General features: G+C 33.8%; 5 protein-coding genes. 3 read left to right on the top strand and 2 right to left on the bottom strand.

Annotation, left to right across the window (positions count from 1 at the left end):
* Positions 1–44: 44 nt before the first annotated feature.
* Positions 45–13,259 (top strand): hypothetical protein, encoded by a 13,215-nt coding sequence (locus B2Y85_RS02490; RefSeq protein WP_372518898.1) that lies wholly within the window; start codon positions 45–47, stop codon positions 13,257–13,259.
* Positions 13,260–13,351: 92 nt separating this feature from the next.
* On the top strand, positions 13,352–14,887 hold the full coding sequence (gene lnt / locus B2Y85_RS02485; RefSeq protein ID WP_372518897.1) for an apolipoprotein N-acyltransferase: 1,536 nt from the start codon (positions 13,352–13,354) through the stop codon (positions 14,885–14,887).
* Here the strand turns inward: lnt and B2Y85_RS02480 are convergent.
* Together B2Y85_RS02480 and lexA are read right to left on the bottom strand one after the other, a co-directional pair.
* Positions 14,877–15,086, bottom strand: coding sequence for a hypothetical protein (locus B2Y85_RS02480; protein ID WP_372518896.1), 210 nt, complete (start codon positions 15,084–15,086; stop codon positions 14,877–14,879). The two genes, lnt and B2Y85_RS02480, sit on opposite strands and share 11 nt — an antisense overlap.
* 12 nt (positions 15,087–15,098) lie before the next feature.
* The gene (gene lexA, locus B2Y85_RS02475) at positions 15,099–15,701 is read right to left on the bottom strand and encodes a transcriptional repressor LexA (RefSeq protein WP_372518895.1); all 603 of its coding nucleotides are present in this window, start codon (positions 15,699–15,701) and stop codon (positions 15,099–15,101) included.
* A gap of 245 nt (positions 15,702–15,946) precedes the next feature.
* Here lexA and B2Y85_RS02470 point away from each other — a divergent pair, with 245 nt between their 5' ends.
* Positions 15,947–16,867: a foldase protein PrsA gene (locus tag B2Y85_RS02470; RefSeq protein ID WP_372518894.1), complete on the top strand. Its 921-nt coding sequence runs from the start codon at positions 15,947–15,949 to the stop codon at positions 16,865–16,867.
* Positions 16,868–16,887: the final 20 nt, after the last annotated feature.

Here is a 16,887-nt window from a genome sequence, read left to right as displayed (position 1 = left end):
GCGGCAGCTATACACAAGAATACTTAAAAGATGTAACTACATATGTGGATAAAGACGGCAACCCGGTAGAGAAGGATGATCCGAATGCGATAACTAAGGTTACATATGAGAAAGGATTCAAGATAAGAGTAACATACGATAAGACAACGAAGAAAGCAAATCAAGAAATAATAGGTGGCAGCTATACCCAAGAATACTTAAAAGATGTAACGACATATGCGGATAAAGACGGCAACCCGGTAGATGAGAATAATCCGAATGCAGTAAAGAAAATGGTGTATGAAAAGGGATTTACGATAAGAATAACATATGATGAAACTACAAAAAAAGCAACTCAGCAGATTTTGAGTGGTACATATACGGAAACATATTTGCAAGATGTTGCAGATGTTAAGAACGAGGTAATGTATTTAAAAGGATCAGAGTTAAAAGTGACTGTTGAAAACGGCGAAGAAAAGTATGATTATAGTGGAATGAAGACTGCAAAATTATGGACAAATGCCAGTGTAAATGGGCAATCTGCTATGGCTTACTTAGAAGAAATTACCGATGATAAAGGAAATGTTATTGGTTATAAAGCTTACTATAGTATTGATGATGGAGAAACATTTGAGGAATATACACAATCTGCTACATTTGAAAAACAGAGTACATACAAAGGTTTTGTACTGGATAAGTCCTATTCTATACTTGGTGCAGACGGTTCGCTTTTCTTGTATTTTGAATATGATTCCGATAAAAAATGCGGAAGCATTAAATCGGACGGATTTGTTACGAAAAAAGGTACATTGCCTGATGGTACCGAAATTGTAGCTGAAATCGGATATGATTCCGAAAAAGGCGGATTGTATCTGATGAATGAAGGAGAAATAACAAAGGTAATGGATGTTGATGAGTATATATATGAGTATGGTATGTATACTTACGATACTCTTAGGATGAGTCAATTTAATTCTTATGAAGAATATTTACAACATCTTGCTTATTCATGGGGAGTTTATGATGAAGAAACAGGTATGCATACATTGGATAAGGATGCTGTAGAAGCTTATATAGCAGATAAGGCAAATGGAAAGAATGCGGATTATTATGCGAATATGTCATATGATGACTATTTACAAGATCATGGAATAATGACAAGAGATCAATTTAATGATGCCAAAGAAAAACGTCAGGAATTTGCGATACTTATTGATGAAGAAGCCAGAAGTTATACAGAGAAATTGTCTCTTAGTGATATTACATTCACAGATTCTTTCTTGTCGGATTCTACAGGAGATTCGAAAGATACTGACACTTATAGTTACAGAATACTAGATTCTTCTATAGGTATTAATGGATTAAATATTACTGCAAGAATGTCTCTTAATGATGGACAGAGTATTACAATGAACGGAGATATTGAAGTTCCGGGTGGTGAAGGAGGAGAATCTCCTAAAGAAGTTGAAAGAATTGTTACTGAAGTACACGCGGATATTCAGGGTGATAAACTCACATTAAGTGGAAAAGATGCTCAATTTGATATTTCTTTCAACGGAGAAACGAAGAAGGAAGGATATTATACTCCTCAATTTAATCAGTTCATAGGTGGAACAAGATTAACGTTAACCGCAGATTCACATATCAACTCAACAAACGATAATTTACAATCATTATCTAATTCTACTGTAGATGCCGGAACTATATTGGGGCAAGATCTTAGTGTTACAACTAACGGTGAGACTGTAGTAGTCTTAAAAACAGATACAAAACTTTATGCTTTAGCAGGTAAGATGTTGGAAACCAATTTGGAATCAGGAAGTATAACAGTAAAGGCTACATATAAATTTAATCCTGCAACAATAAATGATGTTAAAGATGGAAACTTTAATGCTAATTTAAATCAAGAGTTGACCATTACAGGAACTATTAATGGTGGACAGAGTTGGAAAGGAGTAGATGTTAAGAATAAGACATTCTCGTTAAATGGTATTGAATTGAAAAATGGAGATTCTGTATTTGGTGGAACATATAATAATGGAAATATCGATATGGGTGGATGGTTCAATTGGAATGGAACTATTGAACTAAACAAAAATATTTCAAGTATAACTATAAATAAAGGATGGTTCGCAAGAACATGTGAGACAGTTGCCGGTTTTGTTGTAAGTGTTGTTGGTATAGTTGTAGATCCTATAGTTAGAGCTGTAACTACAATTGTAACAGATATTCAAAATGGAACATTCGGAATAAATACCGTATTTAATGCTGTCAATGATTTACAGACAGGTGGTTTAATTGGAGGCCTTGTAAATGCTATATCAAGTGCTATAGACGGCAAAGGTTTTGGTGCAGGTTGGAACGAATATTTCTCTGGCAATGTGCTTCTTAATTGGTCAGCATCAATGATGTTGAATAAGTCATATAGTCAGGTTGTTGCTGATGGTGATGCAGGTAAAGCGGCAATAATGGGTGCTGTAGCGGTTGCAGCTATAGTAGTAACTGTATGTACAGGTGGATTAGGTCTTGCCGCATTTATTCCTGCGCTAGCGGCAGCAACACCTGCATTAACTGGAGCAGCATTAGTTGCTTCGGCAGTTATAACATCTTATCTTGCAGGAACAGCGGCATTTAATTCCGCGCTTGCTTTTGAAAAAGGCGATACACTTATGGGTGTAATGAATGCTGTAGCAGCAGTAATGACAATATTGTTCCCTGTTCGTATAGGAGGTGGAGCAGAAGGTGCAACAGCTGCAGCAAATGCAGCGAGTGCAGACAAAGTAGTTGTACATTTGTCAGCTGCTGAAAGATTGGCAGCAATTCCTAATTCAATAGTAACCGGTTTAAAAGGTTCAGTTAAGGCTTTTGGTGCACTATTCGGTTCACAAGGTGGAGTAGCAGCATTTAAAGCTTGGCAAGGATTGGCACAACATATGTATTCTATGACCAAATTAAATGTTGGCATGAATGTAATAGGTGCTGTATTTGAAACCTTTGGAATAACAGATGCGGTTGATAAGTGGTTAGGAAATGGCGGTTTTGGTAATGGTTGGCTTGGTAAGTTAGGAAATAGTGTTGCCAATGCAGTATTTGTAGAATCCGCACAATCAGATAGTTTAATATCCGTGAATATGGGTAATAGTGTAATGTTTGCTGGTATTATGTATGTAAGTATGCCTTTGGCACAAGAATTAATGTCCGGACTCTCAAAAACATTTACCGGTAAAATAACAATAGAAGCTCAAGCACCGGTAGAATCTCTTACTGGATTTGATAAATTTAAATATAATTTTGAGCATAGCTTTTTAGGTGAACAGGTAGGTGGATTTGTTGAAGAACAGGTAAAAGAAACAGTACTTAAACACGGTTTAGTTTCTTTAGGTATGGATCCTGCAGTTGCTGAATACTTTGTTGAATATTTAGATCCTTCCGGATCAGTAGCATTGACAAATTCTATGTATACAAATTTTGTAAACAATGCAAACTATAATGCTTTAGCTTCTTCTAACGGAAGTTCAAGTAATGTAACCGGCATGATAGATTCTATGTTTGCACTCAACGGAACTACTGCTCAAACATCATTTGCAAATAATACTTTAACAATAACTGTTAACGGACAAACATTGTCTATCAGTAATATTACAAATAATACAAGTTTACAAAATGCAATGCTTACATTGGCAACAGTTGCACAAACAACTGATTTTGCAAAAGCAGACATGGCAACTGTTCAGGCAAAAGTTAATGCTATATCAGAATCTGTTGCCAGTTTAAATACTTCTGATGTAAATACTGAAAACTTAATGCTTGCACTCACAGCATCAGTTGTTATGAACGGAGATGTTACAGCTTCACAACTTCAAAATGCTTATCAGATTGTAAGTAATTATAACGGCTTCAATAACTTAACTTTTAGCCAAGAATTCCACGGTGCTACAGAACTTAATTTGCAAACAAAAGTAAATCTTATAGCATTAGTTTCTAATTATGCGAATGCGAACGGTGTATTAGATAGCAGTAAGATTGTTGCTGATATTAATGCCGGCAATGTTCAAGCCGTAAATGCATTCGTTCAACTTGCAGTATATAACAACTTAAGTGCAATAAGCGGAGTGGCTGTTAATATATCGGATGTTATGCAGAATTTAGATTTGTCAAATGCAGAAGCTAATATTATTAACAACACTGTTAATTCGTTGCAACAAAGATTTTCTTCAGAAATAGAAACTATACAAAATGTACCAGGAGAATTAACGGCGCAACAAAGAGAAAGATTAGTTGCATTACAAGATGTTAATGAAGCTTTGTATGCATTTACTGAAGGAAGAACAACATTTGAACAATTAATGGAAAATAGTGTTGTAAGCGAAGTTATACAGCAAGAAACTTTGAGTTTTGTTTCAAATTTGGCATATATTGCTGATATTGCCAATAATAGCAAAAATAAAGTATTTACTTTAACAAATGAAGAACTTTCTTCTTTAACTACTCAATTAGAGACTTTTGTTGATAACAATAGTGCTATTTTGTCAGGAGCAATATTTAATTTAAATCTTTCAGATTTACAAACTTTAAATAGAGGATTACAGGCATTAAATTTTGCTGAAGGTTCGGCATTAAATACTTTGCAACAGAAAGTAAATAATCTTATAGAAAGCAGAACACCTGTTTCAGCGGAAGAAATTGCTGCTGCTAAAGTCAGAAATACAGAAATACAGACAGTATTAGATACGGCAACACGCAGTATAGGCTCTAATGCAACTACAGCAGAAGAACAAGCAGGAAAGGTAAATGAATTATTGAGAGGTGAAAATGGTAAATATGCAGCATTAAATTTCTTAATGAGCAGAGGATTAATAACTTCAGGATTTATGAATAATGCCGGTCTTCAGGTTTTGGTAGAAGATATACTCTCAGGAAGGGAAATAGATATAAACAGTGAAAGATATAGTGAATATTTAACAGGTTATTCATCCGATAATTATATGGCATATCTTGATTATAATAAGCTTGCAGAATGTATCAATCAAGCTGTTATGGAATTAGAGGGAAATTTTAGAGATTATACAGGTTGGAAAGGATATAAAACTGAGGGAGATAATTTAGGACAGTATGGAGCATTACTTAGTGTTCTTTGTGGTGCAAACCAAGGTATATATGCAGAAGTAGGTTTTGGTAAAACGTTTATTGCCGATTCCATAGGCCTTGCAAGATCGTATATCGGTAAGGCGGATATGGATCTTATTGTTCAAAATGATTCCGAATTAAATAACCATTTGAAAAACAAAGCTCTTATGGAAAGAAACGGAGCAGTTGTTTATGTAATGGGAGATATAGTTGATGCGGCACAGAACAGACCGGATTCAATTGTTGAATTTAACGGAGAGAAAATGACTGCTATTGAAAGATATACCAGAGTAATGAATGATGAAAACGGTATTCGTATATGGTTAGATTCTCAGTATGGTTTTGGAAGAACAACAGCAGAAAGAAATGCCACCGAGCAGGATACAAGATTACAGGATGTTCAGAAAGCTCATCAGGCAAGAACAGGAAGACTTACAATAGCTGATGAAGTTCATAAATTCATGGAAACAACGATGAGTTATGTAATGAGTGATGGCGGTAATTCTACATTAAGACAAGAGTTTAGTACAGAACAACAGGAAGCAATGAAACAGTTGTTTGCTATTGCAAATAATTTAGTTGAAGGTAAAGATTTTGTTGTAGATACCGTAAACGGGCAAGTTTCATTTACAGAAGCCGGAATGAGAAGTGTAAGAGAACAGATAAGTGGTATAAAAGATGCTACAACCGGTAAAGTAAAATCTATGTTACAGGCTATGAGTGAAGCAAGTTCAGGAAATAAATATATGCTTACCAATAATGCTGAACTTGTCGGAGAAGATGCAGTTGGAAAATTGGTAACAAAAGGTGCAACGGGACAAGCAGAACCTAGTATGATATTGTCGGATTTCAGTTATGCTTATGCTGCAACTATAATGTGTTTAACATCCAATAATGCTGAAGCTGATTTGAGATGTACGGAAGAAGAGGCTATAGAAAGAGCTTTTGATTGTGTTAGAACAAGTCATACAACTTATGGAACATCAAGGAGCGGATTATTCTTTGGTCAAGGGCAATATGTCGGTATGTCGGGAACTTTATCACATGTTGCTACTTTGTCTGATGTTTACGGAATGACAGTGACAAGATTTGGAACTCAAAAGAATTTTGATTTCGGTGAACTTAATATAGGAGGAACAAGAAATAGTCTTGAAGCAAAACTTGCACAGGCTAAGGCAGATTTGGCACAGGCACAAACAACAACAGGAGCACTTCATGATCAGATTGTTGATGCAAAACAAAAAGTAGTTGAAGATTTAACGGCTGCATTACAAATATTTGATACAGTTACCAATAATGGAACAGAAACAGATACTCAAAAAGTTCTTAATGAGCTTGGAAAAGCAATGCAAAATAAAGTTCCGGGTGCACAAATGGCTTATGAAGCATACAATACAATTTCTTTACAAGCTTTCACAACGGATAACGGAATGATTGACTCTAATGGAGCAATAAGCGATGCGGGAATAGATGTTATAGCAAATAATATTTTGAACGGTTCTGCTACCGGAATGAATCAACTCTTTACATCTGTAAGACAAGATACATTAGATAAAATTAAAGCGAGAATATTGGAAATAGCAAATTCTGAAAATAGCGGGTATACAGTATCTGAGATAAACGGTATAACAACGATAACTTCTAAGACCGGTCAAGTAATACAATTACTTGAAATAAACGGAACAACAAGAGCTGATGATATATATAAGAAATCAGAAACAGGTGAAGAAACCGGTTATATACTTGCTGAAGAAGGAGTTACTAAGATAATTTTGGGTAATGAAAGATCCGGTATGGGATTAGATTTTTCTGGAGATTGGGCACTCAGCACAGACAGTACAGATGCCGTCTATTCATTCTTACATCAGGATTTTGGAAGAGTTGGAAGACATAACGGTGAATTGTTCTCTAGAACAGTTTATGCAAATATGTCTGAAATCGGTACATTGTTGAGCGATGTTGAAACTGCCGGAATATATGAGTGGTTACAAAATGAATTTAGAACCAATTCAGAATATTCAAAATATGGAATTTTTGATAATATCACTTCCGCAGAGGATATAAATAATTTAACGGATGCACAAAAATTGATGCTTGCAAAGATGTATAAGGGTTTTGTGCAGTCTTCTTCTTCGTTAATGTTTGGTATGATAGATACTTTAAACGATAAATGTGTAACGAGTGCGATAGCAGATTTAATGGGTGAAGCCGGAATTTCAGAAGCAGATAGAGAAGTTATAAGAAACGTTCAGAAGAATTTATTTGATAATCATACCGATGGTGAAGCGACTGTTGGAAGAGGAGAAATATTATCAGGAAAAGATCAGATAACAAATTCTTTGGAAAGTCAAAGACAGAAAGCAATAGAAGCATTTAGCAGCCTTGTAACTTTATTGGAAACAGATGCAGCAAAAGCAAAGGCTCAGCAATGGCTTGAGGCATGGGAGAATGCTCAATTTGATGAAACAGGAGCTGCAAATGCAGACGGAAGTATAGTAAGTTTAGATGTTGATGCAAGTTCCGTTCAAGCTGCATTTGATATTATTTATCATCAAGCAGATAAGGTTATGCCATATTTCAGTTCAGCTGCAAATGGTATGCAGATGACAAAAACTCAAGCTCAGCAACAGTTACAGTCAAATGGTATTAACGAAACTGAGTTGATGGATATTTTGAATGATAACAAATATAGTGTCGGTGAAAATTTAACTTATGAAGGTGTCAGATTAGTTAAGGCATATACAAAACTTAAAATGGCTTCAGATGATGATGATTTAGCAAGAGCATTGGCAATATTGTTGGGAGAATTGTTAGGTCTCGATTTTTCTGGAGAAACAGGAAGTTCGGCTATTGCAGATAATGCGTTAAGTATAGCTCAACAATTAGCAAAAGAAGATATATCGGTAGATAATTTAACATCACTTGCAAATATGGGTATGATAACGTCGGATAATGTAAATGTTTACAGACCATATTTAAAACAAATATTAAAGGCTCAATATCCGCCAAGTTATTTAGCACAGCAAAATATAAAACTACCTTCTGCAATGTATATTGAAATGCTAAAAGTAAGAAATGAGTTAACAACAGGAAAACTTAGAACTAATGAAACCGAGCTTGATAGAGATAAATTAATTGGTAGAATAGGTTTAAATGCTGATGAACAAAAGATTTTGGATAGTTATAATGCATTAACACCGGTAATAGATGCTGCTCAATATAAAAATTTAGCTTTATCTCCTGCACAAAGAGCAAAAGCGGATTATAAAGAATTTGAAGACAATCATCCGTTTATAGCACCTTTAATAAACGATGCTGTTTCTGTATTGAAACAGTCAGCAGCATTCTTACCGACTTCAGCAGTATTAGGTATTATTAATGGTGCTTTGGGTGTTGGCGGTGGAAATCAAATAATAAGTGGTTCTTACAAGTTACAAGGACAATCTATTGTTGATACCATAAAACAGGTATTTGGTATGCAGGTATATAATGCTGCTAAGGCAGGCATATCTTCATTGGCAAAGAAAGACGGTAGCGAAGAAAATGCTCAAGCTACAGCCAAGGAAAAGAAAGATTTTATTGAAACTGTGTTTACTGGTATAGAACAGGCAAAAGCTGTTTTGAGTAAAATACCAAACGCAATAAGTGACGGAAGAGCCGTGAAAGGTTGGAATTCGGTATATGATAACAATATTGATTTGAGACTTGCAGATGTTGAAAATATAATGACAGTTGATTCTACAGAACTCAAAACTCGTATGGCACAGATGGGATTGCCAATAACAGAAGAAACCGATACTGCTATAGCAAATATGCAAGCATATTTAGGAAGTTTGAGTGATAAAGAAGTAAAGGCTGTAAGAAAAGAATTAAGATTGAGTGACATAAGTAGATTTAATGATATGCCTAAATTAATATATGATTTGGCACAAAACGGAACAATAACATTAAGTGATAAAGAGAAATATGTTCTTGAAGGCTTGGTAGGTAGTAAGGGTGTAAGTACAGTTAATAATGGTGATGTTAGAATCGGCAATATAAGAAACTTGATGGAACAAACAAGAGGTACGGAAGAAAAACCGATAGATATAACATTGCCTACGGATGAAGAAATATTAGAAATTGCAGCAAGAATGACATATCCTACACAAGAACCTAAAGTTTTTGCGGACAGATATAATTTTGTGATGAATAATGTTGAGCTTGATGTTATAGACAGAATGTCATTGTCTGTAATAGCAAATGGTGATAACTTTGTTACGGATAGAGACAATAAAGTAGTATCCACATGGAAAGGCTTCGAAGAAGAATACGAAAGATTATTAAAAGCAACGACGATAGGAGAAATAATAGGAATAGAAGATGCCGCAAGAGAATTTAGGAGAGCAGCTGATATAATTGAGACATACGGAGAAGGAAAATATAAAAATCTGGTATCGGCATACAGACAGTTTGAAAGAACGGTAGGAAGAGATAGAGTATTAGAGATAATGAAATCGCCGTATAGTGATAAAGTAAGCGAAGCAGAAACAGCGGCATATGATTTATATTTACAAAAGATAATGGATCAAGGAGTAGAAGATTATCAAGTTATAGCACAAAGGTTGGCATATAATAAGACGACAGGAAATAATGACATAGCAAACGATATCGAAAGAAGAGGAATAGAATACGGTACGGCAAAAGGAAATTATGAAACGCTTGTAAACTTCTTTAAAAATAAAGGTATTCCTGAAGCGGAAGCTAAAAAGTTAGCCGGATCGTTTACATTAGAAGAGATGACAAGTGAAACATTTACAGTACAATTGCAAAGTATGATAACTAATGGCTTAATAACGATAAATCCGGATACAGAAATAACAAGAGCAAAATTATATGAACAAGTAAGAGGAATAACGCCACAACAATTGAGAGATAGTAACTTGCCTAATGTAGAAACTGTGCTTGAAGCATCAGGATTAGATATGGAAATAGTAAGGGATAATAATAAGAAGATATTTGATTGGTTAAGTAAATCTGCATTGTTAGACGAATTAGACGGAGTAATAAAATTTGATACCGGATTGACATTAGGGCAATTGAGTGATGGTACGAAAGTAAGACAGATGATGAAGGTAACAGCGGATGAATATGTAAGAGATACTTATATGGGCAAGAGTTATGCTGCAGTAGTAGAAGAGATAGGAGAAAGAAATCTTGACAAATTTGTTTCTGTAATGGGATTGGAAAAATTAGATAAAAATAAAGAAAGATTAGAACGTGTTGTAGGAGAATCGTTAGCAGGAAGAGATATAAGTATAAAGCAACACAACGAAATAGTAGCAAAAGTAGTTGGAGGAATGAGCATAGAAGAATTATCAAATTCAGACTATGTTGAAGGGGTATCGACATTAATAAGCGATGGTGTGATCAGCGTTGAAGATATCGTAAGCGGGAAAGCGATAGGAACGATAATAAGAGAAAAGAAGATAGGAGAAGTAAGAGCGGCATTAGGAGAAGAATATAGTACGGCGATGACGGCATTCGGTTTAGGTAATGTGATAGATAACAAGAGTAAATTGGAAGAAAAATATACGAGTGATGTTGAAAAAGCAGCGATAAGTGAGATGAGTATAGCAGAGTTAACGGATGTAGAACAATTAATCAGCAGTGAAGATAAGATGAAGGAGAGAGTAACCAGCTTCGGAGACACATTGACGATGAACAGAGCAAAGATAATATCGGAAAGAGAAGGAATATCTTTAGCAGGAATAATAAACGGAGCAACAAGATATTTAGGATACGCATTATATGATAAGAGAGCTAAAGAATTGGAGAAATTAGGAGAAATAGATGTAGATAATTTACCGATAAAATCGATAATAGATAACGGAGATATAGTTGAAGAAGTTAAAGGATTACAAAAACTTGGTTTTGAAGGAAAAGATATAAACGGAATATTAAAAGAGGCAGGAAAAGCGAGAAAGACAATAAGAGAAACAATACAAGGAAAGAGTATCAGAGAATTTGGAGCAATGATGAGAGGAATGAGCGAAGAACAAATAGATAAATTATATGAATATTTGGGAATAGACAGAAAGGCGATAGAGAAGAAGATAAGGGAAATAAAGAACAGAATGGGCGTACCTGAAGGATTGGCAATGGAGAAATTGACAATCGGAGAAGTAAACAGAAGCAAAGATATAAAAGGTTTGGCAACAAAGGTAGATAGAAGAGTAGAGACCGCAAATTATAAGAGATTTACAATAGAAGAATATTTAGGATTGAGTGAACAGGAAAGAGCAAGATACGGAGCGGATCAAGTTAAGATAGATGCAAGAGTAAGAGAGTTAGTAAGCGGAGAAGATGCAATATTGAAGGGATATATAGTAGGAGATATGAGTGTAAGAGATATTCTTGGTGAAGGAGTAGCAGAGAAGAAGATAAATAGAATAATGAACAGTAAAGCTGAGAGAAACAAGTATTACAATAAGATGAGCGGAGAAGACTTTATGAAAGCGACGGAAGTAATGAGAGGAGAAAGAGTGGATAAGAGAAAGACAGAAGAAAAGAGAAAAGAGATATTGGGTGATAATTATGCAACATTCATGAAGAATTATTATAGTTTGAGTAGGGCAACGAGTTTCGGAGATGTAGTAAAGAAAGTAAGTGTGGAAGTATTGAGCAGTGACAGAGCAAAGAAGAGTATAGAAGCGGTAGTAGGAGACGGGAAATTAACGGAAGAACAAGTTACAAAGATAGTATTGGTAATAGAGGAATCGAAAGAAGAAGATTCAAGAGACAGAGAAGTATTGGGAGAAAAGATAAAGCCGGTATTGGAGGAAGCACAAAGTACAGCCGGAGCAGAAGTGATGGATTGTGTAGAAGTAGCGGCAGAGACGATGGGTAAGATAATTCCTTTAAGTTCATTAACAGAGGCGGCATTGAGAGCAAATCCGTATGCGCAGGATAAGTTAAAAGCGGCAGGAGTAGGAGAAGGATTGGAAGGAACGGAATTAGGGCAATTGAGAAAGAGAACGGGATTGAGTTATGCAACATTGTCCGAACAAACGGTTGATATGGAGAAAATTGATACAAAGAGACTTAACAAAGAACCAGTTACAATATATATGCCGGAGACCGGAGAAGTAATAACAGTAACAGGAGTTAAAAAGAGCGGAGGAGAAAAGGTTGTAACATACACAATAACGACACCAAAAGGTGAAGAAATAGAAACAGAAAAGACAATGGAAGCATTCAAAGGATTAAAGGGAGTAGTAATACCGTCAGCATTTATAGCATATAAAGAAAATGCCGGAAAAGAAACAGGACATGTAATAACGGTAACGGAAATAGCCGGAGGATATTTGACATATACAGGCACGAACGAAAAGGGAGAAAAGGTAGAAGAGACGATGAGTATAGATGAGTTCTTTAAAGAAGAAGGGTTCACCGGCTTGATGTTGACGCAGAAAGGACAAAAGGGAGTAAGTTATTTGGATAGCAGAGTAAAAGAAGTAATAGGCGAAGTGTTCAATAAAGTAAAATCGAGCAGATACGAAGACGGGAAAGAGATGTTAGAGAAGATAATAGACGGAGTAACGGCACCCGGAGAATTAAGCAAAGCATTGAAATATGTATTATCGATATGGAACAAAGACGCAACAAGTATGTTGGAATACATAGGATTGGATGAGAGTGCATTGGGTAACAAAGAAGCGATAGTACAGGGAGCAACAAAAAAGATAACGGAATCGGTGGCATTAGGAAAAGAAGGAAAATTGAGTGAAGCGGAAGTAAGAGTAGAGATAGAGTTAGTAACGACATTGAGAGACTTATTGATGACAGTTGGAACAGATAAAGAGTGGTTAACGACAGCAAACGAAGAAGAGATAATGGCAAAATTGATAGTAGGTAAAGCAGTAAATCAGAATGTGATAGTAAATATGTTTGAAGATGGGGTAAAGACATCAGTATCTAAAGCAAGTGACGGAGATTTTGTAATAGATGTTAAGAAATTACAAAGCACGATAGTGGATAAGAATATTAAGTTTGCAAAAGATGCAAAGATAGAAGATGTAATGGAATTGTTGGCAGGATCAGACAAGAAATACAGAACACCGATGATGAGCTTTAGTATGAGAAATATTCATGCGATAGCAGCGGCGGCATAATTGAAAAAAACAGCAATAACGAAAGAGGCAGATGAGAAAATCATCTGCCTTTTTTTATTGTAAAATAATATAATAATGGTATGATAAAAAATATGATAAATAAATTTATAGTTAGAGAATATAAGTTTAAATATTTGATATTTTCGATAATATCCGGGATATTGCTTGCATTATCTTTTCAAAAATTTAATCTTTTTATCTTTGCATGGATAGCTTTTATTCCTTTAATATATTGTGTATATAAAAACAATTTAAAATATTCTGCGTTGTATGGATTTGTTACCGGAATGGTAAGTTCCCTAATTGCATTCAATTGGATGTTTTTATTTTTGCTTACAAATACCAAATCAATAAAAGCAGCATTGATAGTAGCAATATTGTTTTGGCTTTATCAAACGACATATATTGTTTTATGGTCTTCAATAGTTAATATCACTAAGAGTTATAAAAAAATAATAGCTGCAATATTTGCAGCAAGTTTATGGGTTATTTTCGAATATATAAAAAATTATTTTTTAAGCGGTTTTCCGATAAATCTTTTAGGATATTCACAAAGTTCGTTTACACAAATAATACAAATTTCCGATGTTTTCGGAGTGTATGGCATATCTTTTGTAATAATATTAATAAATTTTTTATTGTTTTATTGGCTATACAACAAGGGGAAAAAGTATTTAATGATTACAATCTTAATACTTGCTTTGTTATTAAGTTACAGCTTTATTAGAATAAATCAAATAACAAAAATGAGTACTAAAAATGAAATAAAAATAGGAGTTGTTCAACCTAATATTGCTCAAGAGAAGAAATGGAGAAAAAGCTTAAAAAACGAGATAATAAATACTATATATACTAACGCACAATTTTTCAAAGATAAAAACTGTGAAATAATTTTGTATCCTGAAACTGTTTTGCCGAGAATATTAGAAGAAAATGAAGAAATTCAAACTTTAGTTAAAGATATTTCAAAATATTCCGATTTAAGTTTAATAGGCGGCAAAGCAGTTGAAAATAAAAAGTTATATAATTCAATATTTTTTATCTCTCGAGATGGTAACATTGCAGATAAATATAAAAAGAAACATCTTGTTTTATTCGGAGAATATGTTCCTTTTGAAAATTTTCTTGTTAAACTTTTGGAAAAAGTAAATTTGACCGATAATTTCAGTAAAGAACACGATTTAAAAGTTTTTGATTTTGATAAATATAATTTAGGAATAAATATTTGTTCGGAAAATTATTATCCTTACTTGTCACGAGAATTGGTTTTAAAAGGAGCAACTTTATTAACTACACATTCAAACGATGCTTGGTGTGATGGTCTTTCTTATCCGTATCAGCATTTTGTGTTAAATATTTTCAGAGCAATAGAAAACAGAAAATATCTTATTGTTGCATCAAACACCGGAATATCTGGTGTAATTGCACCGACAGGTAAAATTACAAAACAAACTAAAAATCAAGAACAAGTCTGTTTTGAAGAAACAGTATACACAAATAATTACATAACGATATACGATAAAATCGGAGATTTGTTTGTGTATATATGTATGACATATGTTTTGTTAGTGCTGTTAATTTATGGAATATTTGGGAAAAATATAAAAATAACAAAAATTAATAAATAATTTTATTACTGATATTATCAATCTCTTTTTTCTTTTTGTCTATTTTTAAAATAACAACAAACGTGATTATGTTTATAAGCAACAAAACACAAGCTGTCGTTATACCGATAACAATATTTAAGAACAGAGATAAAATTATTCCGATAATAATATCAAAAGCAAACAATATATAAAAAAATATTTTTAAACCTTTTGCCATAAATATACCTTATTATCCTCTGTATTGTCTTACCAAATATATAAGTTTTCCGACAATATCAATATCATATTCATCGGAACTTAATGTAGGATATTTAGGGTTCGTGGATTTTAAAAATATTTTACCTTTTTCTTTAAAATACATTTTTACCGCGGATTCATTATTCACCAAAGCTACAACAATATCTCCGTTGGAAGGAGCTTCTCCTTTAGAAACCACAATTGTATCTCCTTCAACAATTCCCGACGGTTCCATGCTGTCACCTTTTACTTTTAATGCAAAACACTGTTTATTTCTTGTGATATCGGTGTTAATATAAATGTAATCACTTGCATCTTCAATTTGTTCCAAAAAAGTTCCCGCATGAACACTGCCTAAAATTGCCACCGGGGTAAAAGTTTTTCTGTTTGGAAAATCTATTCCTCTTGATAAAGATCCTCTTTTTACTAAAAAACCTTTTGATAATAGTGCTCTTAAATGTTGTTGAACCGACCCGATAGATAATTTAAAATTTTTTGCAATTTCTCTAACGGTAGGCATCATTGCATTAGCGGTGTGAAACTTTCTGATAAATTCCAAAACTTTTTCCTGCTTTTCCGTAAGTTCTTTTTTCATATAGCCTCCAAAGCAATATTAATTAATATACAATATTATAATATACATTTGTATTTTAGTCAAGTCTTAAACTTTTTTTAATGCTTTTATATTTAAACAAAATTTAATACAATATTAAGATATTAAAAACAGTTTTTTTTTAATATAATAAAAAATGTTTATTTTATATTGAAAGCTTTAAGTGAAACATTATTGATGCAGCAGTAGTCTAAAATTTGTGATTCGTTAAAAAGGAGTTGTTAAAAATGAAAATTTGTAAATTAGTTACATTATTGATTTGCGGTTTGATGGTTTTAGGGGCCTGTAAACAGAAAGGAGATGTTCTTGCCAAGGTTGGTAACGATAGTATAACAACCGAAGATTTTTCCGAAAGATTAATGTCGGCACCTCCGGCATATCAGGCATATATTAATACCGAACCCGGCAAAAAACAATTTATTGATTTATTGGTTAGAGAAAAATTGATACTCGAATCCGCAAAACAAGCCGGCGTAGATAAGAGAGAAGAATACAAAAACTCTATACAAGATTTTAAAGATGAACAGAAAAAACAATTGAAAGATTATGAAGACGGTTTAATGATAGAAATGTACATTAAGGAAGTTCAGGAAAATATGATATCCGCAAGCGAAGATGAAATAAATAAATATTACGAAGAGCATAAAGCGGATTTTACAAGTCCGATAGCCGTAATTGCAAAACATATTCTTGTACCTACAAGAGAAGAAGCGGAAATTGCTTATGACAGAATAAATAAAGGGGAAAATTTTGATATCGTAGCAAAAGAAATGTCTACAGATAAAGTTTCCGCACAAAGAGGGGGACAAATCGGTCCTTTCAGAAGAGGAGAACTTGTAAAAGAATTTGAAGATGTCGTATTTAATTTGAAAAACGGCGAAATATCCGATATAGTTGAAACACCTTTCGGATTACATATAATAACGAAAGTATCGGAAGAAAAATTGCAACCTATTCCTGAAGATGTTGCAAAGGCGGAAATAAAAAATATTATAGAAAAAACAAAATTTGAAAAATGGTTTGAAGATGCAAAGAAAAAATTAAATGTAACTGTAGATTATTCAAAATTGGATAATATAAACGGTTCTGGGCTTACAGACAATATTGATGTGCAACAAGAACCGGATTTAAAAGAGTTTTCAAATTAGTATTTTGTTATAGGGGGATA

Origin of the sequence: Candidatus Ruminimicrobiellum ovillum (assembly GCF_002392975.1) — a bacterium.
GTDB classification, from domain to species: domain Bacteria; phylum Elusimicrobiota; class Endomicrobiia; order Endomicrobiales; family Endomicrobiaceae; genus Ruminimicrobiellum; species Ruminimicrobiellum ovillum.
This window is presented reverse-complemented; position numbering and strand designations above follow the sequence as displayed.